The 26,574-nt window shown below is 60.8% G+C and carries 26 protein-coding genes and 4 tRNA genes; 21 read left to right on the plus strand and 9 right to left on the minus strand.

Annotated elements, in window-relative coordinates; all coding sequences use genetic code 11:
• The first annotated feature begins 3 nt into the window (after positions 1-3).
• From ribF to ispH, 5 genes are all read left to right on the plus strand, one after another.
• Positions 4-942, plus strand: coding sequence for a bifunctional riboflavin kinase/FAD synthetase (gene ribF, locus CI807_RS10655; protein WP_010213269.1), 939 nt, complete (start codon positions 4-6; stop codon positions 940-942).
• Positions 943-956: 14 nt separating this feature from the next.
• Entirely contained in the window at positions 957-3,788 is a 2,832-nt protein-coding gene (gene ileS, locus CI807_RS10660; RefSeq protein ID WP_095014649.1) for an isoleucine--tRNA ligase, read from the plus strand.
• Entirely contained in the window at positions 3,781-4,290 is a 510-nt protein-coding gene (gene lspA, locus CI807_RS10665; RefSeq protein WP_033896991.1) for a signal peptidase II, read from the plus strand. The genes ileS and lspA overlap by 8 nt, the downstream gene beginning before the upstream one ends.
• Before the next feature lie 7 nt (positions 4,291-4,297).
• Positions 4,298-4,735 carry an FKBP-type peptidyl-prolyl cis-trans isomerase gene (gene fkpB / locus CI807_RS10670; RefSeq protein WP_010213263.1) on the plus strand — a complete coding sequence of 146 codons (438 nt, stop codon included), beginning with the start codon at positions 4,298-4,300 and terminating at the stop codon, positions 4,733-4,735.
• Between the two features lie 179 nt (positions 4,736-4,914).
• Positions 4,915-5,862 carry a 4-hydroxy-3-methylbut-2-enyl diphosphate reductase gene (gene ispH / locus CI807_RS10675; RefSeq protein WP_095014650.1) on the plus strand — a complete coding sequence of 316 codons (948 nt, stop codon included), beginning with the start codon at positions 4,915-4,917 and terminating at the stop codon, positions 5,860-5,862.
• Here the strand turns inward: ispH and CI807_RS10680 are convergent.
• Complete coding sequence (locus tag CI807_RS10680; RefSeq protein ID WP_095014651.1) at positions 5,816-6,397, minus strand: GspH/FimT family pseudopilin; 582 nt, start codon at positions 6,395-6,397, stop codon at positions 5,816-5,818. The two genes, ispH and CI807_RS10680, sit on opposite strands and share 47 nt — an antisense overlap.
• Positions 6,398-6,589: 192 nt before the next feature.
• Between CI807_RS10680 and pilV the strand changes: the two genes are divergently transcribed.
• The 5 genes from pilV to thiO all read left to right on the plus strand — a co-directional run bounded on the left by pilV (position 6,590) and on the right by thiO (position 9,902).
• Positions 6,590-7,075, plus strand: coding sequence for a type IV pilus modification protein PilV (gene pilV, locus CI807_RS10685; protein ID WP_095014652.1), 486 nt, complete (start codon positions 6,590-6,592; stop codon positions 7,073-7,075).
• The gene (locus CI807_RS10690) at positions 7,072-7,779 is read left to right on the plus strand and encodes a PilW family protein (RefSeq protein WP_095014653.1); all 708 of its coding nucleotides are present in this window, start codon (positions 7,072-7,074) and stop codon (positions 7,777-7,779) included. The genes pilV and CI807_RS10690 overlap by 4 nt, the downstream gene beginning before the upstream one ends.
• Positions 7,780-7,786: 7 nt before the next feature.
• The gene (locus CI807_RS10695; RefSeq protein WP_095014654.1) at positions 7,787-8,317 is read left to right on the plus strand and encodes a PilX N-terminal domain-containing pilus assembly protein; all 531 of its coding nucleotides are present in this window, start codon (positions 7,787-7,789) and stop codon (positions 8,315-8,317) included.
• Positions 8,318-8,328: 11 nt separating this feature from the next.
• Positions 8,329-8,730, plus strand: a complete 402-nt coding sequence (locus CI807_RS10700) for a type IV pilin protein (protein ID WP_095014655.1) — start codon at positions 8,329-8,331, stop codon at positions 8,728-8,730.
• A 62-nt stretch (positions 8,731-8,792) separates the two neighbouring features.
• On the plus strand, positions 8,793-9,902 hold the full coding sequence (thiO, locus tag CI807_RS10705) for a glycine oxidase ThiO (protein WP_095014656.1): 1,110 nt from the start codon (positions 8,793-8,795) through the stop codon (positions 9,900-9,902).
• Here thiO and CI807_RS10710 read toward each other — a convergent pair.
• Together CI807_RS10710 and CI807_RS10715 are read right to left on the minus strand one after the other, a co-directional pair.
• On the minus strand, positions 9,889-10,122 hold the full coding sequence (locus CI807_RS10710; RefSeq protein ID WP_033896999.1) for a PP0621 family protein: 234 nt from the start codon (positions 10,120-10,122) through the stop codon (positions 9,889-9,891). The genes thiO and CI807_RS10710 overlap by 14 nt on opposite strands.
• 125 nt (positions 10,123-10,247) lie before the next feature.
• Positions 10,248-11,273, minus strand: a complete 1,026-nt coding sequence (locus CI807_RS10715) for an outer membrane protein assembly factor BamD (protein WP_061435280.1) — start codon at positions 11,271-11,273, stop codon at positions 10,248-10,250.
• Positions 11,274-11,422: 149 nt separating this feature from the next.
• Here CI807_RS10715 and rluD point away from each other — a divergent pair, with 149 nt between their 5' ends.
• The 7 genes from rluD (at position 11,423) to CI807_RS10750 (ending at position 16,519) form a co-directional block, all read left to right on the plus strand.
• On the plus strand, positions 11,423-12,385 hold the full coding sequence (gene rluD / locus CI807_RS10720) for a 23S rRNA pseudouridine(1911/1915/1917) synthase RluD (protein WP_016976299.1): 963 nt from the start codon (positions 11,423-11,425) through the stop codon (positions 12,383-12,385).
• Complete coding sequence (gene pgeF / locus CI807_RS10725) at positions 12,382-13,107, plus strand: peptidoglycan editing factor PgeF (protein ID WP_095014657.1); 726 nt, start codon at positions 12,382-12,384, stop codon at positions 13,105-13,107. Before rluD ends, pgeF begins: the two co-directional genes overlap by 4 nt.
• Positions 13,108-13,238: 131 nt before the next feature.
• Complete coding sequence (gene clpB, locus CI807_RS10730; protein ID WP_016976297.1) at positions 13,239-15,803, plus strand: ATP-dependent chaperone ClpB; 2,565 nt, start codon at positions 13,239-13,241, stop codon at positions 15,801-15,803.
• Between the two features lie 301 nt (positions 15,804-16,104).
• Positions 16,105-16,180 (plus strand) — tRNA-Asn (locus CI807_RS10735).
• A gap of 10 nt (positions 16,181-16,190) precedes the next feature.
• Positions 16,191-16,267 (plus strand) — tRNA-Pro (locus CI807_RS10740).
• 5 nt (positions 16,268-16,272) lie between these two features.
• A tRNA-Lys gene (locus CI807_RS10745) sits at positions 16,273-16,348 on the plus strand.
• A gap of 94 nt (positions 16,349-16,442) precedes the next feature.
• Positions 16,443-16,519, plus strand: a tRNA-Pro gene (locus tag CI807_RS10750).
• Between the two features lie 167 nt (positions 16,520-16,686).
• Here the strand turns inward: CI807_RS10750 and CI807_RS10755 are convergent.
• From CI807_RS10755 to CI807_RS10770, 4 genes are all read right to left on the minus strand, one after another.
• Positions 16,687-17,985, minus strand: coding sequence for an NAD(P)/FAD-dependent oxidoreductase (locus tag CI807_RS10755; protein ID WP_016976296.1), 1,299 nt, complete (start codon positions 17,983-17,985; stop codon positions 16,687-16,689).
• A gap of 60 nt (positions 17,986-18,045) precedes the next feature.
• Positions 18,046-18,219, minus strand: a complete 174-nt coding sequence (locus tag CI807_RS10760) for a DUF3094 family protein (protein ID WP_016976295.1) — start codon at positions 18,217-18,219, stop codon at positions 18,046-18,048.
• Positions 18,220-18,273: 54 nt separating this feature from the next.
• The gene (locus CI807_RS10765) at positions 18,274-18,903 is read right to left on the minus strand and encodes a DUF1780 domain-containing protein (RefSeq protein ID WP_010213242.1); all 630 of its coding nucleotides are present in this window, start codon (positions 18,901-18,903) and stop codon (positions 18,274-18,276) included.
• Between the two features lie 87 nt (positions 18,904-18,990).
• Positions 18,991-19,611, minus strand: a complete 621-nt coding sequence (locus CI807_RS10770) for a DJ-1/PfpI family protein (protein WP_095014658.1) — start codon at positions 19,609-19,611, stop codon at positions 18,991-18,993.
• Positions 19,612-19,853: 242 nt separating this feature from the next.
• Here CI807_RS10770 and CI807_RS10775 point away from each other — a divergent pair, with 242 nt between their 5' ends.
• Complete coding sequence (locus CI807_RS10775) at positions 19,854-21,119, plus strand: hypothetical protein (RefSeq protein WP_095014659.1); 1,266 nt, start codon at positions 19,854-19,856, stop codon at positions 21,117-21,119.
• A 69-nt stretch (positions 21,120-21,188) separates the two neighbouring features.
• Here the strand turns inward: CI807_RS10775 and CI807_RS10780 are convergent, their stop codons facing one another.
• Entirely contained in the window at positions 21,189-22,427 is a 1,239-nt protein-coding gene (locus CI807_RS10780) for a RidA family protein (RefSeq protein WP_095014660.1), read from the minus strand.
• Between the two features lie 11 nt (positions 22,428-22,438).
• Positions 22,439-23,764 carry an amidase gene (locus CI807_RS10785; protein WP_095014661.1) on the minus strand — a complete coding sequence of 442 codons (1,326 nt, stop codon included), beginning with the start codon at positions 23,762-23,764 and terminating at the stop codon, positions 22,439-22,441.
• 111 nt (positions 23,765-23,875) lie between these two features.
• Here CI807_RS10785 and CI807_RS10790 point away from each other — a divergent pair, with 111 nt between their 5' ends.
• The 3 genes from CI807_RS10790 (at position 23,876) to CI807_RS10800 (ending at position 26,529) form a co-directional block, all read left to right on the plus strand.
• Positions 23,876-24,775: a LysR substrate-binding domain-containing protein gene (locus CI807_RS10790; RefSeq protein ID WP_016976289.1), complete on the plus strand. Its 900-nt coding sequence runs from the start codon at positions 23,876-23,878 to the stop codon at positions 24,773-24,775.
• Positions 24,776-24,898: 123 nt separating this feature from the next.
• Positions 24,899-25,579 (plus strand): cyclase family protein, encoded by a 681-nt coding sequence (locus CI807_RS10795; RefSeq protein WP_095014662.1) that lies wholly within the window; start codon positions 24,899-24,901, stop codon positions 25,577-25,579.
• 41 nt (positions 25,580-25,620) lie between these two features.
• On the plus strand, positions 25,621-26,529 hold the full coding sequence (locus tag CI807_RS10800) for a glutamate/aspartate ABC transporter substrate-binding protein (RefSeq protein WP_095014663.1): 909 nt from the start codon (positions 25,621-25,623) through the stop codon (positions 26,527-26,529).
• The last annotated feature ends 45 nt before the right edge of the window (positions 26,530-26,574 follow it).

Consider the following 26,574-nt stretch of genomic DNA (forward strand, 5'->3'; position numbering starts at 1 on the left):
GTTATGCAGCTGGTTCGAGGTCTCCACAACCTGCGCCCCGAGCATCGGGGCTGCGTCGCCACTATTGGCAACTTTGACGGTGTTCACCGTGGCCACCAGGCTATCCTGGCTCGGCTGCGCGAACGCGCGGTCGAGTTGGGCGTGCCCAGCTGCGTGGTGATTTTCGAGCCACAGCCGCGGGAATACTTCACCCCCGAGACCGCGCCAGCCCGCCTGGCCCGCTTGCGGGACAAGCTGCAATTGCTGGCTGAAGAGGGCGTGGACCGTGTCCTCTGCCTGGCCTTCAACCAGCGTTTGCAAAGCCTGAGCGCCGCCGAGTTCGTCGACCGTATCCTGGTTGATGGCCTGGGCGTGCAGCATTTGGAGGTCGGTGACGACTTCCGCTTTGGTTGCGACCGCGTCGGGGATTTCGATTTCCTGCAGCATGCGGGCGTCAACCAGGGGTTTACCGTCGAAGCCGCACAAACCGTCGAACTGGACGGCCTGCGCGTGAGCAGTACCCAGGTGCGTAACGCGCTGGCTGCTGCCGACTTCGCCTTGGCCGAGCGGTTGCTCGGCCGCCCGTTCCGCATTGCCGGACGGGTCCTGCACGGCCAGAAGCTGGCGCGCCAATTGGGCACGCCAACCGCCAACGTGCAACTCAAGCGCCGTCGTGTGCCGCTGACCGGGGTTTACCTGGTGAGCGTCGACATCGACGGCCAATCGTGGCCCGGAGTCGCCAACATAGGCGTCAGGCCCACGGTTGCAGGTGATGGCAAGGCCCACCTGGAAGTACATCTGCTGGATTTTGCCGGTGATCTGTATGACCGGCGTTTGACGGTGGTTTTCCACCAGAAGCTGCGTGAAGAGCAGCGTTTCGCCTCCCTTGAGGCGTTGAAAACGGCGATCAATGCGGATGTCGCCGCCGCCCGTGCACTAGCCGCACCTAGCGCCCATCGCTAACCGAAGAGCCTTAAATGACCGACTATAAAGCCACGCTAAACCTTCCGGACACCGCCTTCCCAATGAAGGCCGGCCTGCCACAGCGCGAACCGCAGATCCTGCAGCGCTGGGACAGTATTGGCCTGTACGGAAAGTTGCGCGAAATTGGCAAGGATCGTCCGAAATTCGTCCTGCACGACGGCCCTCCTTATGCCAACGGCACGATTCACATCGGTCATGCGCTGAACAAGATTCTCAAGGACATGATCCTGCGCTCGAAGACCCTGTCGGGCTTCGACGCGCCGTACGTGCCGGGTTGGGACTGCCACGGCCTGCCGATCGAACACAAAGTCGAAGTGACCTACGGCAAGAACCTGGGCGCGGATAAAACCCGCGAACTGTGCCGTGCCTACGCCACCGAGCAGATCGAGGGGCAGAAGTCCGAATTCATCCGACTGGGCGTGCTGGGCGAGTGGGACAACCCCTACAAGACCATGAACTTCAAGAACGAGGCCGGGGAAATCCGTGCCTTGGCCGAAATCGTCAAGGGCGGTTTCGTGTTCAAGGGCCTCAAGCCCGTGAACTGGTGCTTCGACTGTGGTTCGGCCCTGGCTGAAGCGGAAGTCGAGTACGAAGACAAGAAGTCCTCGACCATCGACGTGGCCTTCCCGATCGCCGACGACGCCAAGCTGGCCGAGGCCTTTGGCCTGTCTTCGCTGGCCAAGCCAGCCGCCATCGTGATCTGGACCACCACCCCGTGGACCATTCCGGCCAACCAGGCGCTGAACGTGCACCCGGAGTTCACCTACGCCCTGGTGGACGTCGGTGATCGCCTGCTGGTGCTGGCCGAGGAAATGGTCGAGTCGTGCCTGGCCCGCTACGAGCTGCAAGGTTCGGTGATCGCCACCACCACCGGCTCCGCGCTGGAACTGATCAACTTCCGCCACCCGTTCTATGACCGCCTGTCGCCGGTGTACCTGGCTGACTACGTTGAGCTGGGTTCGGGCACCGGTATCGTTCACTGCTCGCCTGCCTATGGCGTAGACGACTTTGTGATCTGCAAGAAGTACGGCCTGGTCAACGACGACATCATCAACCCGGTGCAAAGCAACGGCGTCTATGTGCCTTCGCTGGAGTTCTTCGGCGGCCAGTTCATCTTCAAGGCCGATCAGCCGATCATCGAAAAGCTGCGTGAAGTCGGTGCGCTGATGCAAACAGCCACCATCCAGCACAGCTACATGCACTGCTGGCGCCACAAGACCCCGCTGATCTACCGCGCCACTGCGCAGTGGTTCATCGGCATGGACAAAGAGCCGACCAGCGGCGACACGCTGCGTGTCCGCTCGCTCAAAGCCATCGAAGACACCCAGTTCGTCCCGGCCTGGGGCCAGGCACGCCTGCACTCGATGATCGCCAACCGTCCGGACTGGTGCATCTCCCGCCAGCGTAACTGGGGCGTGCCGATCCCGTTCTTCCTGAACAAGGAAAGCGGCGAGCTGCACCCACGTACCGTCGAACTGATGGAAGAAGTGGCCCAGCGCGTTGAACAGGAAGGCATCGAAGCCTGGTTCAAGCTGGACGCCGCCGAACTGCTGGGCGACGAAGCGCCGCAGTACGACAAGATCAGCGACACCCTCGACGTGTGGTTCGACTCGGGTACTACCCACTGGCACGTGCTGCGCGGCTCGCACCCGATGGGTCACGAAACCGGCCCGCGTGCCGACCTGTACCTGGAAGGCTCCGACCAACACCGTGGCTGGTTCCACTCGTCGTTGCTGACCGGTTGCGCCATCGACAACCACGCGCCGTACCGCGAACTGCTGACTCACGGTTTTACCGTCGACGAGACGGGCCGCAAAATGTCCAAGTCGCTGAAGAACGTGATCGAGCCGAAAAAGATCAACGACACCCTGGGCGCCGACATCATGCGTCTGTGGGTAGCGTCGACCGACTATTCGGGAGAAATCGCCGTATCGGACCAGATCCTGGCCCGTAGCGCCGATGCCTACCGCCGCATCCGAAATACCGCACGCTTCCTGCTGTCGAACCTGACCGGTTTCAACCCGGCCACCGACATCCTGGCGGCCGAGGACATGCTCGCCCTCGACCGCTGGGCCGTGGACCGCACCCTGTTGCTGCAGCGCGAGCTGCAGGAAAACTACGGCGAATACCGCTTCTGGAACGTGTACTCGAAGATCCACAACTTCTGCGTACAGGAGCTGGGTGGTTTCTACCTCGACATCATCAAGGACCGCCAGTACACCACCGGCGCCAACAGCAAGGCGCGCCGTTCGGCGCAGACCGCGCTGTTCCACATCTCCGAAGCGCTGGTGCGCTGGATCGCGCCGATCCTGGCCTTCACCGCCGACGAACTGTGGGAATACCTGCCGGGCGAGCGCAACGAGTCCGTGATGCTCAACACCTGGTACGAAGGCCTGACCGAACTGCCGGCCGACTTCGAACTGGGCCGCGAGTACTGGGAAGGCGTGATGGCCGTGAAGGTTGCGGTGAACAAGGAGCTGGAAGTGCAACGCGCGGCCAAGGCCGTCGGTGGCAACCTGCAAGCCGAAGTCACCCTGTTTGCCGAAGAAGGCCTGACCGCCGACCTGGCCAAGCTGAGCAACGAACTGCGCTTCGTGCTGATCACCTCTACCGCGAGCCTGGCGCCATTCGCCCAGGCCCCGGCGGACGCGGTCGCCACCGAAGTGCCGGGCCTCAAGCTCAAAGTGGTCAAATCGGCCTTCCCTAAGTGCGCCCGTTGCTGGCACTGCCGTGAAGACGTCGGCGTGAACCCTGAGCATCCGGAAATCTGTGGTCGCTGCGTCGACAACATCTCGGGTGCTGGTGAGGTTCGCCACTATGCCTGATGCCAGCCGTTTCGGACGTCTGGGCTGGCTCGTATTGAGTCTGCTGGTCCTGGTCATCGACCAGGTCAGCAAGGCTCATTTCGAGGGCTCCCTGCAGATGTTCCAGCAGATTGTGGTGATCCCGGATTACTTCAGCTGGACCCTGGCCTACAACACCGGCGCCGCTTTCAGCTTTTTGGCTGATGGCGGCGGCTGGCAGCGCTGGCTGTTCGCCCTGATCGCCGTGGTGGTCAGTGCGGTGCTGGTGGTGTGGCTCAAGCGTCTTGGCCGTGATGACACCTGGCTGGCAATCGCCTTGGCGCTGGTACTGGGCGGTGCGCTGGGCAACCTTTATGACCGCATTGCCCTCGGCCATGTGATCGACTTTATCCTGGTGCATTGGCAGAACCGCTGGTACTTCCCGGCGTTCAACTTTGCCGACAGCGCCATCACCGTCGGTGCAATCATGCTGGCGTTGGACATGTTCAAAAGTAAGAAAACCGGAGAGACCGTCAATGACTGATCAGGTATTGGCTGAGCAACGCATCGGCCAGAACACGGAAGTCACCTTGCATTTCGCACTGCGCCTGGAGAATGGCGATACGGTCGACAGCACGTTCGACAAAGCCCCGGCCACCTTCAAGGTCGGCGATGGCAACCTGCTGCCGGGTTTCGAAGCGGCCCTGTTCGGCTTCAAGGCCGGCGACAAGCGCACCCTGCAGATCCTGCCGGAAAACGCCTTTGGCCAGCCCAACCCGCAAAACGTGCAGATCATCCCGCGTTCGCAGTTCCAGGACATGGACCTGTCGGAAGGCCTGCTGGTGATCTTCAACGATGCGGCGAATACCGAATTGCCCGGTGTGGTGAAAACCTTCGATGACGCGCAAGTGACCATCGACTTCAATCACCCGTTGGCCGGTAAAACCTTGACCTTTGATGTTGAAATCATCGACGTTAAAGCGCTCTGATCAACGACGCGGTTAAAAGTGTGGGAGCGGGCTTGCTCGCGAATGCTGAGTGTCAGTCAACAGATTTATTTACTGACCCACCGCATTCGCGAGCAAGCCCGCTCCCACCTTTGATCTCTATTGTCAGGTGGGTTAGCGTCAAGCTTGAACCCAAATAGCTGCAAGACACGAGGCACAGCATGCAAATCAAACTCGCCAACCCCCGTGGCTTCTGCGCCGGCGTGGACCGGGCGATCGAAATCGTCAACCGCGCCCTGGAAGTCTTCGGGCCGCCGATTTACGTGCGCCATGAAGTCGTCCACAACAAATTCGTGGTCGAAGACCTGCGCGCACGTGGCGCCATCTTTGTCGAAGAACTGGACCAGGTGCCGGACGACGTCATTGTCATCTTCAGCGCCCACGGTGTTTCCCAGGCTGTGCGTACCGAAGCGGCAGGCCGTGGCCTCAAAGTCTTTGATGCCACCTGCCCGCTGGTGACCAAGGTGCATATCGAAGTCGCTCGCTACAGCCGTGACGGTCGAGAGTGCATCCTGATCGGCCATGCCGGTCACCCGGAAGTCGAAGGCACCATGGGCCAGTACGATGCCAGCAATGGCGGGGCGATTTACCTGGTGGAAGACGAAAAAGACGTCGCCAGCCTGCAGGTGCAAAACCCCGAGCGCCTGGCATTCGTGACCCAGACCACCTTGTCCATGGACGACACCAGCCGCGTGATCGACGCGCTACGCAGTCGCTTCCCGGCCATTGGTGGCCCGCGCAAGGACGACATTTGCTACGCCACTCAAAACCGGCAGGACGCGGTCAAGCAACTGGCCGACGAATGCGACGTGGTTCTGGTTGTCGGCAGCCCTAACAGCTCCAACTCCAACCGCCTGCGCGAGTTGGCTGAACGCATGGCAACCCCGGCGTACCTGATCGATGGCGCCGAAGACATGCAGCGCAGCTGGTTCGATGGCGTCGAGCGTATCGGTATCACGGCGGGTGCATCGGCCCCGGAAGTGCTGGTGCGCGGCGTTATCCAGCAGTTGCATGCCTGGGGCGCCACTGGTGCCGATGAGCTGGCTGGCCGTGAAGAGAACATCACCTTCTCCATGCCCAAGGAGCTGCGGGTTCGCTCGCTGCTCTGAGTACCTGTGTGCCGGAGTAGCTCCGGCACAACGCCTGCTCGGCACGCTCGCTGCGCAGGCTGATGCGCCCGCTGGGCGCCAGTACGACCTGATACAGGCTCTGCGCCTGCTCCGTGGCGCATACGTGCACGGTGCCAGCGCGAAAACCTCCTCCTGAAAACACCGGTTCGCCCAATCCGCTGAAGCGCACCTGGCTCTTGACCGGCCCATTGCCAACTATTGGCACACGACCGTTATCCTGATGCTCCTGCAGCACGGGGTTGTCGTCATCCAGGTAGCCGCGCCCGCTTATATCCACAATGACCCGCCAGCCCTGGCTCCAGTCGTCTTCCCGCGCATGAATGACTACCGGCTGGTTACGGGCGATGGCTTCAGTGCGCGCGTAGCGCAGGCCTGCGGTCAAGGATTGCGCCGCACTGTGTCGCTGTTGTGATTCCAGCAATCCCCTGAAATTCGGAGTTGCCAGGCTGGCCAGTATGCCGCTCACGATCAGCCCGAGCAGCAGCTCGATCAGGGTAAAACCTTGTTGGCGCATGTATCGTCCGTCCTTGGATTCAGTTGACGTCTTAGGTATAGCCCGCAGTGCGTTGCGTCGAATGATGGCCTTCATGTCCAAAGTATTTCCCTTTGTTCCGGGAGCTGCGCGAGCGAAAAACCGACGCTAGTCTTGGGCCGCACAGCAGGTTTTTCCTGCTTTTTTCGGACCTCGACACGGATGACGACGGTAATGCTTGCTTGCCCCAACAGCGGTTTCCCCCGGGATTTTTCTAGGCACCAAATTGGCATGACGCTGATCGAGGTGCTGGTTGCGGTGCTGATCCTCGCCATTGGCCTGCTGGGCGCGGCTGTGATCCAGCTCAATGCGCTCAAGTACACAGACAGTTCCAGGATGACCAGCCAGGCGAGTTTCATTGCCTACGACATGCTTGACCGAATCCGCGCCAATTCCGCTGTCGACTACTCCTGGGGGCGGGCCGAGCGTGCCCCGGTCAGCGGCGCGTCTGCCAGCGTGCGCGATCTGGACCTGCATGACTTCGAGGCCAATATCCTCGGCTTCGCCGGGGCGAGTGCCAAAGGCTCGGTGTCGGTCAGTGCGGGTGAGGTGACGGTCAGCATCAGTTGGGACGACAGCCGGGGCACAAACAAACCGGGTGCCCGGGAAACATTTACCCTGACCAGCCGCATCAGCGATGAATCGAGGGGCGCGCAATGAGGCGTCTTGTTCGGGGATTCAGCCTGGTGGAATTGCTGCTGGCGTTGGCCGCGGGCTTGGTATTGATGGTTGGGGCCACCCAGGTGCTGATCAGTTCCAAAGTGACCCACGCCAGCCAGCAGGCCGCCATGTTTCTGCAGGATGACGCACGGTTCGTGCTGGGCAAGCTGATCCAGGATATTCGCCAGGCGGGCATGTTTGGCTGCCTGTCCACGGCATTTATCGACAATGCGCCGCCGTTCTTTGATCAGCCTGTCAGTTGGAGCGCTGGGGCGGGTGCAAAGTCGCTGACGCTAGTCACCGCAGATGTCGGTAACGAGAGTGGCAAGCCTGACTGGACCGTATTGTCCGATTGCACGGGCACCGCCCAGGCATACGCAGGTAGTTCTCCCGCGCCTGTCCCCGGACAAATCCGCTTTGCGCTGCGCCAGATCACCTACACCTTCGAAGCCGGCCAATTGAAAGTCAGCACGCCTGCGGCCCCGGCCAAGGCAGTGCTGGTGGATAACGTGCAGGCTTTCGATATCAGCTTTGGCGTGGCTGCCAAACCTTCGTCGACGGAGGTGGCGCGTTACGAGGCGAGCCCGGCGGACCTTGCCTTGATACGCAGTGTGCGCATCCTGATGACGCTGCAAGACCCCGCCGGACGCGTGAAGGATCAAACCTACAGCGTCGTGGCGGCGCTGCGAAACCGTCTGGGGTAGGGCAGCCATGACGTCTACAGAACCTATTCGTCTGCGGCAGGCTGGCATGGTGCTGCTGGTCAGCCTGGTGTTGTTGCTGCTGTTGTCGCTGATCGGTCTGTCGTCGATGCAAGGTGCGGTCAGCCAGCAAAAAGTCAGCGGTAGTCTTTGGCACCGCAATCAGTCGCTACAAACTGCGGAAAGTGGCTTGCGACGTGGGGAATCGGTCGTGCAGCGGGCATTTGCGATGCTGCCGCCGTGCCGGTCGATTGTCACCTGTGCGCCGCCGGCTGCCGCCTATTCGGTGGTTGGGGCTGGGGTGGACCCTGTTTCGGGTGTCACTTGGGTTGCACTGAGCGGAAGTCTATACGGCATTCAATCCCTCGGACCTGCGGTGGGGCTGGCGCATGTACCACCACAAGCCGTGGCCGACGCGTATCGAGTGACGGCTGTCGGGTTAAGCGGCCAATTGCGCACGGTGTTGGAGAGCGTCTATGCGCATGTAGAAGAGGAGGGTGGCTCGCGTTTTCGGCGGGTGGCTTGGCGGCAACTTCAATAAGGAGCGTTGAAATGGGCATGGACAGCCAGGGCTTTACCCTGATCGAGTTACTGATCGCCGTGGTGATCATTGCGGTGCTGGCCGGGATTGCTTATCCCGGCTACACCGGCCATATGAAAAAGGTCTATCGCGCTGAAATCGCCGTGTTATTGACTGACCAGGCTCAGCATCTGGAGCGGTTTTATACGAGGAGCGGCACTTTTATTGATGCAAGCGGCGTCAGCGAGGGCAATGATCGCTATAGAATCACCGCAGCATTGAACTCTCAGGATTTCCAGCTGGTGGCTACGCCTCGCGTCGGCTCGGTGATGACTGGCGACCTTTGCGGCGACTTCACCCTGGCCAGCACCGGTGCGCGGACCAATCCGGGTGCGGCACCTGAAATGTCGCGCAAGCTGTGCTGGGGGCAATGATGAGAGTGCTGGATGACTGGGCGCCAAGTGCGCGTGTTCCTATTTATCGGCTGGATCAAATGATGGCAGAGCAACAGCAGGTAGTGATTGTCGGTGGCGGGGTCATCGGCTTGTTGACGGCGTTCAACCTGGCGACCCAAGGGCAAGCCGTGGTGCTGCTGGAGCGCGCGGGGTTGGGACAGGAGTCCTCCTGGGCGGGTGGTGGCATTGTCTCGCCGCTGTATCCGTGGCGCTACAGCCCGGCTGTCACTGCACTCGCGCATTGGTCCCAGGACTTTTATCCACAGCTGGCGCAGCGCCTGTTCGCCCAGACGGGGGTTGATCCGGAGGTGCATACCACCGGCCTGTACTGGCTGGACCTGGGCGACGAAGCCGAAGCCCTGGCCTGGGCTGCGCGAGAAGGTCGCCCCTTGAGCAAAGTGGATGTCTCGGCTGCCCATGATGCCGTTCCGGTGCTGGGCGGCGGGTACTCCAGCGCGGTCTACATGGCTGACGTCGCCAATGTGCGCAACCCGCGCCTGGTCAAATCCCTCAAGTCGGCACTGCTGGCGTTGCCCGGCGTGACCCTTCATGAGCAGTGCGAAGTGACCGGATTTGTTCTGGATGCGGGCAATGTCGTGGGTGTGAATACAGCTGATGGGCCGATCTTTGGCGATCACGTCGTGCTGGCGGCCGGTGCGTGGAGCGGTGAACTGCTGGGTACTTTGGGCCTGTCGCTGCCGGTCGAGCCGGTCAAAGGCCAGATGATCCTGTACAAATGCGCCTCGGACTTCCTGTCGAGCATGGTCCTGGCCAGGGGGCGTTATGCGATCCCCCGGCGTGACGGGCACATCTTGATTGGCAGTACCCTGGAGCATGAAGGCTTCGACAAGACCCCTACCGAGACGGCGCTGCAAAGCCTCAAGGCATCAGCAGTAGAGTTGATTCCCGCCTTGGCGGACGCCGAGGTGGTTGGGCACTGGGCCGGATTGCGCCCTGGTTCACCGGAAGGCATCCCCTATATTGGCCAAGTGCCGGGCCTCAAAGGCTTGTGGCTCAACTGCGGCCATTACCGCAATGGCCTGGTGCTTGCGCCGGCATCTTGCCAGTTATTTACCGACCTGCTGCTGGCGCGTACGCCGATAATCGACCCCGCGCCTTATGCGCCCGAAGGTCGGATCAACGCTGGATAGACTTCGGTCCTTGTTCCAGATGCGCTTGGGTGCAATACCATTCCTGGCGTGAGCTCAAGGCGCGATCCTGTGGCAGGTGCACGCCGCAGTGGGCGCAGCGCACCATCAGGGCGGCGTCAGGTTCGCTTGCGCGATGCTGCTTGGCGGCCGGGCTTTTGAACTTGCGCCAGAACCATACTGCGGCGGCAATGACGGCAATCCAGAACAATAGACGAAGCATGATGGGCAGTTTCTCGACAAGGAATGCGCCAGTTTAGCCAAGGACGTGCCAGGCGCACAGCGCAATAAATATCACCCACAAAAAAGGAGCCTCGAAAGGCTCCTTCTTGATGACGCCGGATGCAATCAGTCGAACACACCGAAGGTCATGTAGCTGAACCACGAACGATCCTGGTTGTTGCCCAGGGCCTCAGGCTCTTCTTCTTTGATCACGTCGCCGTTCTCGTCATGCGGCTTGAGCTCCGAAGGAATGGCATCCTTGGCGTCCTGGTACTGCTTGATCACGTCCTGGTTGGCGCGGGTTTCGCCCGGCGGCAGCGGTGGACGGGACTCGATCAGGCCCAGGGTGTACTTGCTCAGCCACGAACGGTTGTCGGCTTCGGCAACCTGAGGCACGAACTGGCCGTCTTTCAGGCTTGGGTGATCCGGGTAGTTGAGCTTCAGGGTTTCCAGGCTGGTGCTGGCCAGTTCGTCCAGGTGTAGACGCTGGTAAGCCTCGGTCATCACGGCCAGGCCGTCACCCACGGAAGGGGTTTCCTGGAAGTTTTCTACCACATAACGACCACGGTTGGCGGCGGCTACGTAGGCCTGACGGGTCAGGTAGTAGTGCGCCACGTGGATCTCGTAGGAGGCCAGCAGGTTGCGCAGGTAGATCATGCGCTGCTTGGCGTCCGGCGCGTAGCGGCTGTTGGGGTAGCGGCTGGTCAGCTGGGCGAACTCGTTGTAGGAGTCGCGGGCAGCGCCCGGGTCACGCTTGGTCATGTCCAGCGGCAGGAAGCGCGCCAGCAGGCCGACGTCCTGGTCGAACGAGGTCAGGCCCTTCATGTAGTAGGCGTAGTCGACGTTCGGGTGCTGCGGATGCAGGCGGATGAAACGCTCGGCGGCGGACTTGGCAGCTTCCGGCTCGGCGTTCTTGTAGTTGGCGTAGATCAGCTCGAGCTGGGCCTGGTCGGCGTAGCGCCCGAACGGATAGCGCGACTCCAGTGCCTTCAGCTTCGCTGTGGCGCTGGTGAAGCTATTATTGTCCAAGTCTTTCTGAGCCAGTTGGTACAACTCGACTTCGCTCAGGTTTTCGTCGACGACTTCCTTTGTTGACGAGCAAGCAGCAGTCATGGCGAGGATGGCGATCAGCAGCAGGTGTTTCACTTGCATGGCGGCTTGCGTCCCTATGACGGCCGCTGTCTTGGGCGGGGCCGTCCTGTTATGATGAGCGCCCCGTTGAAAGCCTCGGGGCAAAAGACGCCGTATTTAACCACAAGCGCGCAGCCGAAACCAAAGGCTGTGCCACGCCTAGTCTGAGCATGTCCGATAAAATTGAACTTCGCGCAGAGGTGCCGTCCGAATTGGGCGGCCAACGCCTCGATCAAGTCGCCGCACAATTATTCGCTGAGCACTCGCGCTCGCGCCTTTCCGCCTGGATCAAAGACGGCCGCCTGACTGTGGATGGAGCGGTTATCCGCCCGCGAGACATAGTCCATGGCGGTGCGATTCTTGAGCTGACTGCCGAGCAGGAAGCCCAGGGAGAATGGGTCGCCCAGGACATCGAGCTGGATATCGTCTATGAAGACGACGACATCCTGGTCATCAACAAACCCGCAGGCCTGGTGGTTCACCCGGCGGCCGGGCACGCTGATGGCACCTTGCTCAATGCCTTGTTGCACCACGTGCCGGACATCATCAATGTCCCGCGCTGCGGCATCGTGCACCGTCTGGACAAGGACACCACCGGCTTGATGGTGGTGGCCAAGACCATTCAGGCGCAGACGCAGTTGGTCACACAATTGCAAAGCCGCAGCGTCAGCCGGATCTACGAATGCATCGTGATCGGCGTGGTGGTGGCAGGTGGCAAGATCAACGCTCCCATCGGTCGCCACGGCCAGCAGCGCCAGCGTATGGCGGTGATGGAAGGCGGCAAGCAGGCCGTCAGCCACTACCGTGTGCTGGAGCGTTTCCGTTCCCACACCCACGTGCGGGTCAAGCTGGAAACCGGCCGTACCCACCAGATTCGCGTACACATGGCGCACATCAACTTCCCGTTGGTCGGCGATCCGGCCTACGGTGGTCGCTTCCGTATTCCGCCTGCGGCCAGCCAGACCATGGTTGAATCGTTGAAAACCTTCCCGCGCCAGGCACTGCATGCGCGCTTTCTGGAACTGGACCATCCGACGAGCGGTAAGCGGATGAGCTGGGAGTCGCCGCTGCCGGACGATCTGGTCTGGCTGCTGTCGCTGCTCAAGCAGGATCGCGAGGCGTTTATCGGATGAGTGACTGGCTGATTCCTGACTGGCCTGCGCCGGCTCAGGTGAAAGCCTGCGTCACCACCCGTGCGGGCGGCGTCAGTCTGACGCCGTTCGACAGCCTCAACCTGGGCGATCACGTCGAGGACAGCCTGGAGGCCGTCCTTGAGAATCGCCGTCGTCTTAGTGATGCCTTCACTATTCAGCCGGCTTGGCTGCGTCAGGTTCATGGTGTGACTGTGGTCGAAGCCGACCCAAATCGCACCGCCGAAGCGGATGGCAGTTGGACCAGTACCCCTGGCATTGCCTGCACCGCCATGACCGCCGATTGCCTGCCTGCGTTGTTCTGCAACCGCGCCGGCACCCGTGTGGCGGCGGCCCATGCCGGTTGGCGTGGCCTGGCGGCGGGCGTGCTGGAATCGGCCTTTGAAAGCCTGGATACCGATCCGGGTGAAGTGCTGGTCTGGCTTGGCCCTGCGATTGGCCCGCAAGCCTTTGAAGTCGGCCCGGAAGTGCGTGAAGCCTTCATGCAGCAATCGCCGATCACCGCTGAAGCCTTCGTGTCCAGCCGTAATCCCGGCAAGTTCATGGCCGACATCTATAAGCTGGCCCGTTTGCGCCTGGCCGCACGTGGCGTCACTGCTGTTTATGGTGGCGGGTTCTGCACCGTGACCAACCCGCGCTTCTTTTCTTACCGCCGTAGCCCACGCACCGGTCGGTTTGCCTCCCTTATCTGGCTGGAACGCTAGACTCCTCTGATCTGCGTCAACTGCCTGTCGCTTGAAACTTACAGAATCCACCCCATCTATAAGGGTATCTGGCAGGTTTCTTCATTCAGGAATGTTTTATAGCTCCGGCCTGCTCAAAAGGAAGGTGACTAATGCGTATAGATCGTTTAACCAGCAAATTGCAGTTGGCGTTATCTGACTCTCAATCCCTGGCGGTGGGCCTCGACCACCCAGCCATCGAGCCTGCACACTTGATGCAGGCGCTCCTGGAACAGCAAGGTGGTTCTATCAAGCCCTTGCTGATGCAGGTGGGCTTCGACGTCAACAGCCTGCGCAAGGAGTTGAGCAAAGAGCTCGACCAACTGCCGAAAATCCAAAACCCGACTGGCGACGTGAACATGTCCCAGGACTTGGCGCGCCTGCTGAACCAGGCAGACCGTCTGGCCCAGCAGAAGGGTGACCAGTTCATCTCCAGCGAACTGGTGCTGCTCGCCGCCATGGACGAGAACAGCAAGCTCGGCAAGTTGTTGCTGGGCCAGGGCGTGAGCAAGAAAGCCCTGGAAAACGCCATCAACAACCTGCGCGGCGGCGACGCGGTGAACGACCCCAACCATGAGGAGTCGCGCCAGGCCCTGGATAAATACACCGTCGACCTGACCAAGCGCGCCGAAGAAGGCAAGCTTGACCCGGTGATCGGCCGTGACGATGAAATCCGTCGCACCATCCAGGTCCTGCAACGTCGCACCAAGAACAACCCGGTGCTGATCGGCGAGCCTGGCGTGGGTAAAACCGCGATTGCCGAGGGCCTGGCACAGCGCATCATCAATGGTGAAGTGCCGGACGGCCTCAAAGGCAAGCGCCTGCTGTCCCTGGACATGGGGTCGCTGATTGCCGGTGCCAAGTTTCGTGGCGAGTTCGAAGAGCGCCTGAAATCCCTGCTTAATGAACTGTCGAAGCAGGAAGGTCAGATCATTCTGTTTATCGACGAACTGCACACCATGGTCGGCGCCGGTAAAGGCGAAGGTTCCATGGATGCGGGCAACATGCTCAAGCCAGCGTTGGCGCGGGGCGAGTTGCATTGTGTCGGTGCCACGACGCTCAACGAATATCGCCAGTACATTGAAAAGGACGCGGCCCTTGAGCGCCGCTTCCAGAAAGTGCTGGTGGAAGAACCGAGCGAAGAAGACACCATCGCGATCCTGCGTGGCCTGAAAGAGCGTTATGAGGTCCACCATAAGGTGGCGATCACTGACGGTGCGATCATTGCGGCGGCGAAATTGAGCCATCGCTATATCACTGATCGTCAGTTGCCTGACAAGGCCATCGACTTGATCGACGAAGCGGCCAGCCGCATCCGCATGGAGATCGACTCCAAGCCGGAAGTGCTCGACCGTCTGGATCGGCGCCTGATTCAACTGAAAGTTGAGTCCCAGGCCCTGAAGAAAGAAGAAGACGACGCGGCGAAGAAACGCCTGGAAAAACTTCAGGAAGAAATCGTCCGTCTGGAACGCGAGTATTCGGACCTGGAAGAAATCTGGACCTCGGAAAAAGCCGAAGTGCAAGGTTCTGCGCAGATCCAGCAAAAGATCGAGCAGTCCCGCCAGGAGCTGGAAGCCGCGCGCCGTAAAGGCGACCTGAACCGCATGGCCGAGTTGCAATACGGGGTGATCCCGGACCTGGAGCGCAGCCTGCAGATGGTCGACCAGCACGGCAAGCCTGAGAACCAGTTGCTGCGCAGCAAGGTGACCGAGGAAGAAATCGCCGAAGTCGTCTCGAAGTGGACCGGCATTCCGGTTTCGAAAATGCTCGAAGGCGAGCGCGACAAGCTGCTGAAGATGGAAAGCCTGTTGCACCAACGTGTGATTGGCCAGGAAGAGGCCGTGGTCGCGGTGTCCAACGCGGTACGGCGTTCGCGGGCCGGGTTGTCCGACCCGAACCGTCCGAGCGGCTCGTTCATGTTCCTCGGCCCGACCGGTGTGGGTAAGACCGAACTGTGCAAGGCCTTGGCCGAGTTCCTCTTTGATACTGAAGAGGCCATGGTGCGGATCGATATGTCCGAATTCATGGAGAAACACTCGGTGGCTCGCTTGATCGGTGCACCACCAGGCTATGTGGGCTACGAAGAGGGCGGTTACCTGACCGAAGCCGTGCGGCGCAAGCCTTACTCGGTGATCCTGCTGGATGAGGTCGAGAAGGCGCATCCGGACGTGTTCAACATCCTGTTGCAAGTGCTGGAAGATGGCCGCCTGACGGACAGCCACGGGCGTACCGTGGACTTCCGCAACACGGTGATCGTGATGACCTCCAACCTGGGCTCGGCACAGATCCAGGAGTTGGTGGGTGATCGTGAAGGCCAGCGCGCGGCCGTGATGGATGCGTTGACCAGCCACTTCCGTCCGGAGTTCATCAACCGGGTCGACGAAGTGGTGATCTTCGAGCCTCTGGCACGGGATCAGATCGCGGGCATCACTGAGATCCAGTTGAGTCGCCTGCGTGGCCGCCTGGCAGAGCGCGAGCTGGACCTGGTGTTGAGCAGCGAGGCGTTGGACAAGCTGATCGCAGTCGGTTACGACCCGGTGTATGGCGCACGGCCTCTGAAACGTGCGATCCAGCGCTGGATCGAGAACCCGCTGGCCCAGCTGATCCTGTCCGGCAGCTTCATGCCGGGCACCAGCGTCGAGGCAACGGTGGAAAACGACGAAATTGTCTTCCACTGATCCCCGTCTGTTGGGTAATAAGAGAAGGCCCCGCATTGCGGGGCCTTTTTTTTTCGATAGGGCGTTGAACTGTAAGGCAAAGGCTTGTAAAGTGCGCCCCGCAGCAACGTCAGCCCACGGGTTTCTTCTCCCCAAGAAGAAATCAGAAACAAGCGCAAATCATTGTCTTAAAAGCAATTTAAAGGGTTGACAGGGGTTTTTAAGATTGTAGAATAGCGCGCCTCAGAGACATGAACGTAGCGATACGGACAAGTCGAAGAGAAGGTAGTAAGCAACAACGTAGTACTTTGAAATATGTAGTTCCGTGATAGCTCAGTCGGTAGAGCAAATGACTGTTAATCATTGGGTCCCAGGTTCGAGTCCTGGTCACGGAGCCAATTTCAATATCGGGGTATAGCGCAGTCCGGTAGCGCGCCTGCTTTGGGAGCAGGATGTCGGGAGTTCGAATCCCCCTACCCCGACCATATTTGGGTCGTTAGCTCAGTTGGTAGAGCAGTTGGCTTTTAACCAATTGGTCGTAGGTTCGAATCCCACACGACCCACCATTTTTGAGACCAGCTAATGCTGGAATCGAATCTTAAGATCAGAGGCCAAAAGCGCTGATCGAAGAAGGCGACTGAAAGGTCGCCTTTTTTTTACCGGGGTATAGCGCAGTCCGGTAGCGCGCCTGCTTTGGGAGCAGGATGTCAGGAGTTCGAATCCCCTTACCCCGACCATATTAAAAATCCTCGTATCGAAAGATACGGGGATTTTTTTTGCCCGAAATTCAAAGGCGCACTACAAACCCTGTAGGAGCCGGCTTGCCGGCGATAGCGTCAGTGAGATATTGGTGATCTCAAGGCCTCCATCGCCGGCAAGCCGGGCTCCTACAGAGGGGGCGTTGTCAGTGAAGTTTGAGCCGTGGCTCGGTGCCACGCCCAATCTTGCTCCCCAGCATCAGCATCGCTGTACGGAAGAACCCATACAGCGCCATCTGGTGCATGCGGTACAGCGACACGTAGAACATCCGCGCCAACCAGCCTTCGAGCATCACACTGCCGGTGAGGTTGCCCATCAAGTTACCCACCGCCGAGAAGCGCGACAGCGAGATCAGTGAGCCGTAGTCGGTGTACTTGTAGCTTGGCAGGTCCTTGCCTTCGATACGCAGCTTCAGCGACTTGGCCAGCAGCGATGCTTGCTGGTGAGCGGCCTGGGCCCGTGGCGGTACATTGCGATCGGTGCCCGGTTGCGGGCAGGCGGCGCAGTCGCCAAAGGCAAAGATGTTTTCGTCGCGGGTGGTTTGCAGCGTCGGCAACACTTGCAGTTGGTTGATGCGGTTGGTTTCCAGGCCATCGATGTCCTTGAGGAAACCTGGCGCGCGAATGCCGGCGGCCCATACCTTGAGGCTGGCGGGGATCACCTGGCCACTGCTGGTGATCAACGCGTCGGCCGTCACTTCGCTGACCGCCGAGTTGGTCAGCACGGTCACCCCAAGCTTCTCCAGGGTTTTATGCACAGGCCCGCCGATACGCTCCGGCAGGGCAGGCAGCACCCGTGGGCCGGCTTCGATCAGGGTGATGTGCATGTTTTCCGGCTTGATACGGTCCAGGCCGTAGGCGGCCAGCTCATGCGCGGCGTTGTGCAGTTCGGCGGCTAGCTCGACCCCGGTGGCCCCCGCGCCGACGATGGCAACGCTGATCTTTTCCACCACATCCGTCTGCCCGGCATGGGCGCGCAGGTAGTGGTTGAGCAGTTGCTGGTGGAAGCGCTCGGCCTGCTTGCGGGTGTCGAGGAACAGGCAGTGTTGCGCCGCGCCTTCGGTACCGAAGTCATTGGTGGTGCTGCCAACGGCAATCACCAGGCTGTCATAGCCCAGCACGCGCGCGGGCACCAGCTCACGACCTTCTTCGTCGAGGGTGGCGGCCAGCTGGATTTTCTTCTGTTCACGATCCAACCCGCTCATGCGCCCCAACTGGAACTCGAAGTGGTTCCATTTGGCCTGGGCGACATAGTTGAGTTCGTCTTCCGAGGAATTCAGCGAACCGGCCGCCACTTCGTGCAGCAAGGGTTTCCAGATGTGGGTCAGGTTGGCGTCTACCAGCGTGATGCTGGCGGTGCCGCGCTTGCCCAGAGTCTTACCCAGGCGGGTAGCCAACTCCAGGCCGCCGGCGCCGCCGCCGACGATAATAATACGATGGGTCATGGGGATATCTCGCAAGGCTAAAAGAAATCGGAGCAGTTACCCCCGCGAGCGCCAGGCAGCTCATAGCGTCAGGTAACTCAAAAGTCGGCTCAGCAAGCCCAGGCCGATCACCACAACAAGCACCACACCCAGGAGCAGCCATGGCCGGAAAGGCTTGCGCTCGACTCGGTTTTGGGAGAGTTGCAGGTACTCTTCGACATGCTGTTGGTCATCGGGGTTCAGGCGGCTGGTCATAAAGGCCTCGTCAGGTAGACGTTGCAAAAGGGCGCCACGTTACAGTCCGGGGGATCAGAGGCTGATGCCCACATCGAATACTATGCTGCGGCCCAGGTTGTTGCGCAAGAAATCCGGTGCGTCCGGGTGCGCGAACAGCACCCGCGCAAACGTCGGACCCACCAGCGACAACGAGCGCCAGCCCTGGCGCAGGTATTCGGTTGGCGGCGGAAAATGACTGTTGAGGTCGAGTACTTCGCGCTTGAGGCTGGTGAAGGCGACGATATCCAACTCCCCCAGGTCCATCCCGCGTTCTTTATAGTTATGCGCCTTCTTGCGCAGTGTAGGTGCCAGGCGCAATAAAAACTCGTGGGCCGGAATGCGCCGCGGCTTGGCTTCGCGCCGCACCAATTGGCTCAGGGAGAAGGCGCTGCGCCGACGCAGCAACTCGTCGCGCCATTCGTCGTTCAGGCGGCGGCCCTCATCCAGTACGAAAAACACCTCGAAGCTGGCATCGCGAAACAGTACGTCCGGCGGTTCTTGCCCGGCGGCATGAAACTCTTCGGCTCGGTAGGGCACGTTCAGGCCTTGCAGCAGGCGCTGGCAGACCCAACGCTCACGCTCCCATTTGCGGGCATTGGACAGGAACGCGTTGGCTTGTTCGGCCGCGACGGTGAGTAGGCGCAGGTAGTCTGAGTCATCCATACCCAGCAGCTTAGCGCCCAAATGTGATCTTTATAAATAGACCCTGGCGTGCACCCGCTTTTTTCATTGAATAAAAACGGGCCTTGTTCAGGGGTTGGGCACGTTCGTCGCTCGTATTTGTGCGGTGACGGCGCGCTCAATCACCGCCCAGAACGCGTCGTCACCCACGGGCGCCACTTCAGCAAAAATCTGCTTGGCATCCGCCACGCCGATGCAGCGGAACAGAATCCAGGCCGTCATGTACAGCGAGGCCAGGCAACCGCCCGCCGTGGCGACATTGCCGTGGACCACCAATGGCCGTTGTTGCAACACCACGCCCGCTGCCTGCATCTCCCGCACTGCGAACGGGGTCGTGGTCGCGGTCCGGCCCTGCAGTAGACCGAGTCTCTCCAGGATCAGCGCGCCGGAGCATTGCGCGCCGATCAGCTGGCGCTGTGGGTCCAGCTTCAAGTCGTCGAGGAACTCGGGGTCGTTGAGGCGCACGCGAGAGCCTTCACCTCCCAGGATGATCACGACATCGGAGTGGGCCACGCTGGTCAGGCGCTCGTCAGTCTTGACCAGCATGCCCAGGGTCGAGCGATGGGTTGAACCCATGCCCACCACCTGGACTTTCCAGTCATGACGTTTTACGCGGCTGAGAATGTCCCACGGCAGGACAAGGTCGATGTCCGAGAAGTCGTCAAATACCACGATGGACAATAAGGTCACGCGCTTGCTCCAGGCCGGTCAACGGGACGACGGATCACGGCCGCCGTTATGAACAGTCTAGAAGCGCGCCGGGTGGGCCTCCAATCAGTTGTTGGCATACGGGCATGCCGTTCTGGTATGGGCTCAAGGCATACCCGTTTCACATAGGTGCGTAGCAGGTTTCCATTGGATTGGTATTGGTGGGCGATTCTAGACTGGCTTGGGGTAACCCCCGCCCGATCAACTACCGATGAATAGCTGCCATGACCGACACTCACAATCCCTATCCCTGCCTTCGCGTGGGTAACGACAACCAGCATTACTTCTTTGGCTATTACAACAAGTCCAACTGGGACATCACCAACCGCTACGTGCTCGCCTTGCAGGTGCCTTGGGCCGACCAACCGATCAGTCCTGAACTGGTCGCAGGTGTTGGGTATTTCGACACGCAGGAAGGTGACCGTTTTGTGCGTCTGGCCCACACCACCGCCTGGAACTGGCAGATGGGCGCGCAACTGCAATGGCTCAACAACGCGCCCGGCAAAACCGTGATCTACAACGTGCGCAGCGAGTTGCCAGGCCTGCGCTACCCGGGGTTCGCCAGCGAGGTCCGCGATATCGTCACCGGCGCCAGCCGTGTCTTGCCGCTACCGGTGTACGTGGTAGCCCCCAACAGCGAGTGGGCGCTGTGCGTCAATTATCGGCGGCTGTGGGTGACGCACCAGACCATCGGGTATGCCGACTACTCGCCGGTCGAGGCGCTGGAAAAGTTCCCGGCCAACGACGGCATTTACCGTATGAACCTGGCTAATGGGGATGCCGAATTGGTGGTCAGCTACCGGGACTTGCGTGAGTTTCACCCACGCGAGTCGATGGCCAATGCGTTGCACTGGGTCAGCCATATCGAGGTCAACCCGGCGTCCAGCCGGGTCCTGTTCCTGCACCGCTGGACCGAGCGCGTGGCAGACGAGACGTGCTTTTTACATCGGTTGATCACGATGAATCCGGACGGCTCCGATCTGCGCTTGCTGGAGTGCTCGGACCACCCGTTGCCGCAGTTGGCGGAGGATTTCGACCCCACGGCGGTGGGCACTTTTGACTATGAAAAATCCGAATACCAGATTTCCCATCCGCTGTGGCAGGACGACCGTCACATCATTGTCTGGGGCCCGCATGCGGGGCAGATTCACTACCACCTTTACACCGACGAGCCCGGGGGTGAGGTGAGGGTGATCGGTGAGGGCGTGCTGACGGAAAACGGCCATATGAGCTTTTCGCCGGTCAACCCGCGCTGGTTGTTGAGCGACACCTACCCGGATGCCGTAACCCATGAGCGCTACCTGTTCATCTATGACATGCACACTGGGCAGCGCCGCAACCTTGGGCAGTTCTACACCAGCCCCGACCTGAGCAAAGAGAATCGTTGCGACCTGCACCCGCGCTGGCGGCACGACGGGCAACAGGTGTGTATCGATTCGATCCACCTGGGCGAACGTCGCATTTACATCATCGATACGCCGCTGCCATAAGCAGCCCTGCAGAACGAAAAACCCCTCCTGCGTGCCGGCGCAGAAGGGGTTGCAGGTTCATCCGGTGCATCATGCCGTCAGGGCGATGACCTCAATCGCAATCCGTGCGCCTTCTACCGGCAGCGGCGACGCCTTGACCACTGATCGGGCAGGCGGCGTCTGGAAATGCTTGCGCCACACGGCGTCAAACAGGGCGAAGTCGCTGAGGTCGGTGAGAAACACCTGTGCCTTGGCGATGTGTGCCAAGTCGCTGCCCACTTCGCGCAGGGCGGCATCAAGACGTTGCAGTACCCATTCGGTTTGCAGGCTGATGGCCGATGAGTAATACGGATAAGCCTCGTGCACTACGCATTCGGCCGGCAACTCGCCGGTATCGAAGCCTGGATAGATCCCGGCGGAAAACACCAGTTCGCCACAGCCTACGGCTTCGGGGCCATGGGGGCCGCGGTGCACCGGCAAGCGAAGGTCGGTGCCGGTGTAGGCCGTGAGGTCGATCTCGATGATGGTGCCGGTCACCAGCAATGAGCCGATTCCGGTCACCGCCAGCGACGGCGTACCCAGCGCGGCATCGCGCCAGGCGGGAAGAAACTGCTCTTGCTCGCGGGTATTGAGCAGCAACGACTGGGCCTTGACCACATCGGTAGGTTCGGCGCCGGCGGCGGCCAGTGAGCGCACCATGTTGTTCAGGGTGTAGGTGGTCTGTTTGGCCAGGTCCACCTGGTGCCCCGCGCCGGCTGCTTCTGCCGGCACGCCGGCGACCGCGTCGTGAGCGAGTTGGCCGGAGGTGAAGACAAAGTCGCCGGCACGAATGGCCTCGACTTTTTTCGTCAAGGGGCGCGGCGCGTCGGACTTGGCCGGCTGCGGCGTGATTCCACTGTCGCTGGCAACGGCAATCAGCGAGATTTCCAGCAAGGCACCAGGGATCAGCAGGCCATCGGCACCCACGGTGGTGCGGGTCGGCGGGTTGGGGAAGTAGCGTTTCCAGACCCGGTCAAAGCCTGGGAACTGTGCGCTGTCCAGCAGGAATACGTGGGCCTTGATGACGCGGTCCAGTGTGCTGCCGGCTTGTTCCAGGGTTTGCGCCAGGGAACGCAAAATGTATTCGGTCTGGCGCTCGGACGGGCAGCCGAAATGCGGAAACTGTTGGTCGGCCTGGGCTTCGGGGGCGATCGCGCTGACCCAGTCCGTTGCCAGTTTGGCCGAGGTGAAGATAAACGCGCCGGCGCGTACGGCCTCGCTTTGCCAGATCGGCGCCGGGTTCTGTGCGCTGCGGGTGTGCACGAGTGAGGACTTGCGTGGAAGGCTCATTATTGAAGCTCCTAGGGTGTCAGGGGGGTGGGTTTGAACGGTTTCACGGTGTTTTCAATCCAGTGCGCGGCCTCCAGCAAGCGGCGGTCACCCAGGCGTGGGCCGATCAGTTGGACCGCCAGGGGCAACCCCGAAGGGCCGAAGGCAACGGGCAGCGACAGGCACGGCAGGCCCAGCAGTGACCAGCTCAGGTTGAACGTGGCATCACCGGTAGACGCAAGACCTCGGGGCGCTTCCCCCGGTGTGGCGAAGGTCAGCAAGACGTCGAATCGCGTCATCAACGTGTCGAATCGTGAGGACAACTCCAGGCGGCCGGCTTGGGCGTGCTGGTAGTGTTGTTCGTCGACGTGTTGGCCGCGCTCGATTTCCTGATGCAGCACCGACCCCAACTGAGCGGCGCTGCTACTGTGCTGTTCCGGCACCAGGGAACGCCCCATCTCGTAGCGTGAGATGCAGCGATGCCAATCCAGCGAATGCTCAAAGCCTGGCTGCGGCGGCACACAGCGCACCGACGCGCCGGCCTTGCAGCAACGGGCGGCTACATGGTCGATGGCCTGGATGGCGGCGTGTGAGGCCTGACCGGCGAAGGGGCCGAGAAACACGCCGATACGTGGCGCATTGCCGTGATCGGGCAGCGGTTGGGAAGCACGTGCGCCGCGCAGGGCATCAAAAAACAGGGCGACATCGGCAACACAGGTGGCCAGGGCGCCGACCGTGTCCAGCGACCAGGCGTAGCCTTTGGTGCCGGCGGGCGAGATGGCGCCAAGCCCGGGCTTGAAACCGACCACGCCACAAAAAGCGGCGGGGCGGATAATCGACCCGCCCGTCTGCGTCCCCGTCGCCAGCAGCACCTGGCCATCGGCCACGGCTGCCGCCGAACCTGACGATGAGCCGCCGGGTGTGTGCTCAAGGTTATGCGGGTTGGTGGTGGCGCAGGGGCGGGTTGCACCGAATTCCACAGTGGCGGTCTTGCCGAGGATCACCGCGCCGGCCGTCCGGGCCAGCGCCACACAGGCGGCGTCCATCACGGGGCGATGTCCTGCATAAGCAGGCGAGCCATAGGACGTGGGCAGGGTGGCCGTATCGGACAAGTCTTTCACGCCGATCGGTATGCCGTGCAGCAAGCCTTTGCAAGGCGCGCGATCGAGTTGGCGAGCCTGGGCCAGGGCTTCATCTATGCCCAGATAGGCCCAGGCGTGCAATTCATGTTCGCGAGCGCAGGCGCGCTCGAGGCTGGCACGCACCAACTGTTCGGCCGTCCAGCGGCCGGATTCGATACCGCGCACGCATTCAAGGACGCTGGGGGGAAATGCTTGGGGGGGAGATAAGGTTTTCATGGGCAAAGTTTAGGAATGGCCCGTTCATACCCACAAATGACATATGTCTACCAGTCTATGTGCTTGTGGTATATGTTGAGTGCACACTTCCCGACCTTTGCCGGACTTGCCATGAGCCGCCCACTCAATTCCCGACAGATCGAAACCTTTCGCGCCGTGATGCTCAGCGGCACCACGACAGCCGCCGCCGAGATCCTGCACACCACTCAGCCGGCGGTCAGCCGCACCCTGGCGCAGATGCAGGCGGCCAGCGGCCTCAAGCTGTTCGAGACCCAGCGCGGTCGTCTGTTGCCAACTCCTGAGGCGCGCGAGCTGTTCGACTCGGTGCAGCGTCATTTCCTGGGGCTCGACAAGGTTGAGCAAACCATTGCCTCGCTCAAGCATTCGGGCGTCGGCCTGCTGCGCATTGCCTGTACGCCGGTGCTGGGCCTGGCGGTGGTGCCTGCGGTGATGCAGGGTTTCAAGCAGGACTATCCCGGTGTGCACGTGACCTTGCACACCATTGGCACCCAACACATGCGCGACGGTTTGCTCAGCGGCATCTATGACCTGGCGCTGTCCACCAGTGATATCCGTACCACGGGCCTGGAGCCCGTGCTCATCGACCAGGGCTGGTCGGTGTGCGTGATGCACAAGCAACATCCCCTGGCTGAAAAGGCCAGCGTGCATGTCCATGACCTGCAGCACTATCCCTTGCTCGTGCACCATGGCGACGATGCGCAGCACCAGCTATTGCAGCAGGTGATGGCCAGGCACGGGGTCACGCCACCCTCGACCCTTGAAACCAATTACTCGGCGACCATCTGCACTCTCGCGGGCAATGGTGTCGGCATCGGGGTGGTGAGTACCTATGCCGCATCGATCTTTGCCGGCCTGGTGCATGCGGTGCCCTTTCATCCCAGTATCGTCGTGCAGACCCATATGGCGTACGCGCCTCATGTCGCGCCGTCCAAACTGGCGGTGGATTTTGCTGCGCGATTGCAGGCGCATTTCAAGGCAATAAAAGGCTGAGTGTGGGTATACCCAATCGGCATGGCGGCTTGGGTAATTGTCATTAGTCGGTGGGGGTGAGCGGTTCTATGCTTGAGTCAACGCCGGTTCATCCCTGAACCCTCAACGCCTGGGAACCCGCCAATGATCATCGACCTTTCACACGAGTTTCACGATCGAATGCCCGGTGTGCGCTTCAGCAACCAGGCGGGCGAAACCGTGGAGCTTACGGCGCACGTCAAGCCGTTCATGACCCACCACGATTCCACCCACCACTACCAAGGCAAGGCGTCGTTCGAGATCACCGACGTGGCGTTCCAGACCTCGGTGGGTACCAAGATGGACGCCCCGCGGCACCGCTTTGAAGGGGCTGAAGACATTGCTGCACTGGCGCTGGAGCGTATGATCCTCGACGCCGTGGTGATTGATGCCCGCCATGCCAGCCCTGGACAGGCGCTGGGGTGGGCCGACCTGAGCGTTCCGCCTCAGCTCAAGGGCAAGGCTGTGCTGGTGAACTTCGGTTGGGACCGTCACTGGGGCACTGAGGTGTACCGCCAGCATCCGTTCCTGGCCCGTGAAGTGCTCAGTGGTTTGCGTCAGGCCGGTATCGCGCTGTTTGGCGTGGACTGCTCGAACGCTGACTCCACTCTAGACCCGGAACGTCCCGCCCACACCTGGTTTCTGAAGGACGGCATCCTGATCGTCGAAAACCTCAAGGGGCTGGACCGTCTTCATGGCCACGCCTGCCGATTCTTCTCCATTCCTCTGAAGGCCCGTGACGCCGCTGCGTTTCCGGTCAGGGCATTCGCCGAAATTCACCCGTAACACCCACGCTCCTTACAACAATAAAACCAAGGAATCTCATCGTGCGCACATTTCTCTGCCTGACGGCGGCTACGGTTTCGCTCGGCCTTTTTTCCACCCCGGCCTCTGCCGAGCCGCTGACCGGAACCTTGAAAAAGATCAAGGACAACGGTTACATCACCTTAGCCATTCGTGATGCGGCCATTCCCTTTTCCTACTACATCGACGCCAGTGGCGTACCGGTGGGTTACTCACACGACCTGCAATTGCAGATCGTCGACGCCCTCAAGCGCGAGTTGCAGTTGCCCGACCTCAAGGTGCGCTACAACCTGGTGACCTCGCAAACCCGTATCCCGCTGATCCAGAACGGCACCGCCGATCTGGAATGCGGGTCGACCACCAATAACGTTGAGCGCCAGCAGCAAGTGGACTTCTCGGTGGGTATCTTTGAGGTCGGCACACGCCTGCTCACTCGCACACGGTCCGGCATCAAGGACTTTGACGATCTCAGGGAAAAGAATGTCGTGACCACCGCCGGCAGTACGTCGGAGCGTTTGCTGAAGAAAATGAATGCCGAGCGCAGCATGCTGATGAACGTGATTTCGGCCAAGGACCATGGCGAGTCGTTCCAGATGCTCGAGTCCGGCAGGGCGGTTGCCTTCATGATCGACGACGCCGTGCTTGCCGGGGAAGTGGTCAAGGCGCGCGAGCCGGCAGAGTGGCACATCGTCGGTACGCCTCAGTCTTACGAAATCTACGGCTGCATGCTGCGCAAGAACGACACGCCGTTCAAAACCGTGGTGGACAACGCCCTGATACAGACCTTCGCATCAGGTCGGATCAATGACATCTACAACAAGTGGTTCCTGCAACCCATCCCTCCGAAAAACATCAACCTCGGGTTGCCGATGAGCGACGCGCTGAAAAAACTGTATGCACAGCCAACGGACAAGGCGACGGAACAACGCTAGCGCCACGCGCTGGGCCCTTTTCAGGGCGCCGCCGTGGCCGCTCAT

This window comes from Pseudomonas sp. NS1(2017) (genome assembly GCF_002269425.1).
GTDB lineage: Bacteria > Pseudomonadota > Gammaproteobacteria > Pseudomonadales > Pseudomonadaceae > Aquipseudomonas > Aquipseudomonas reactans.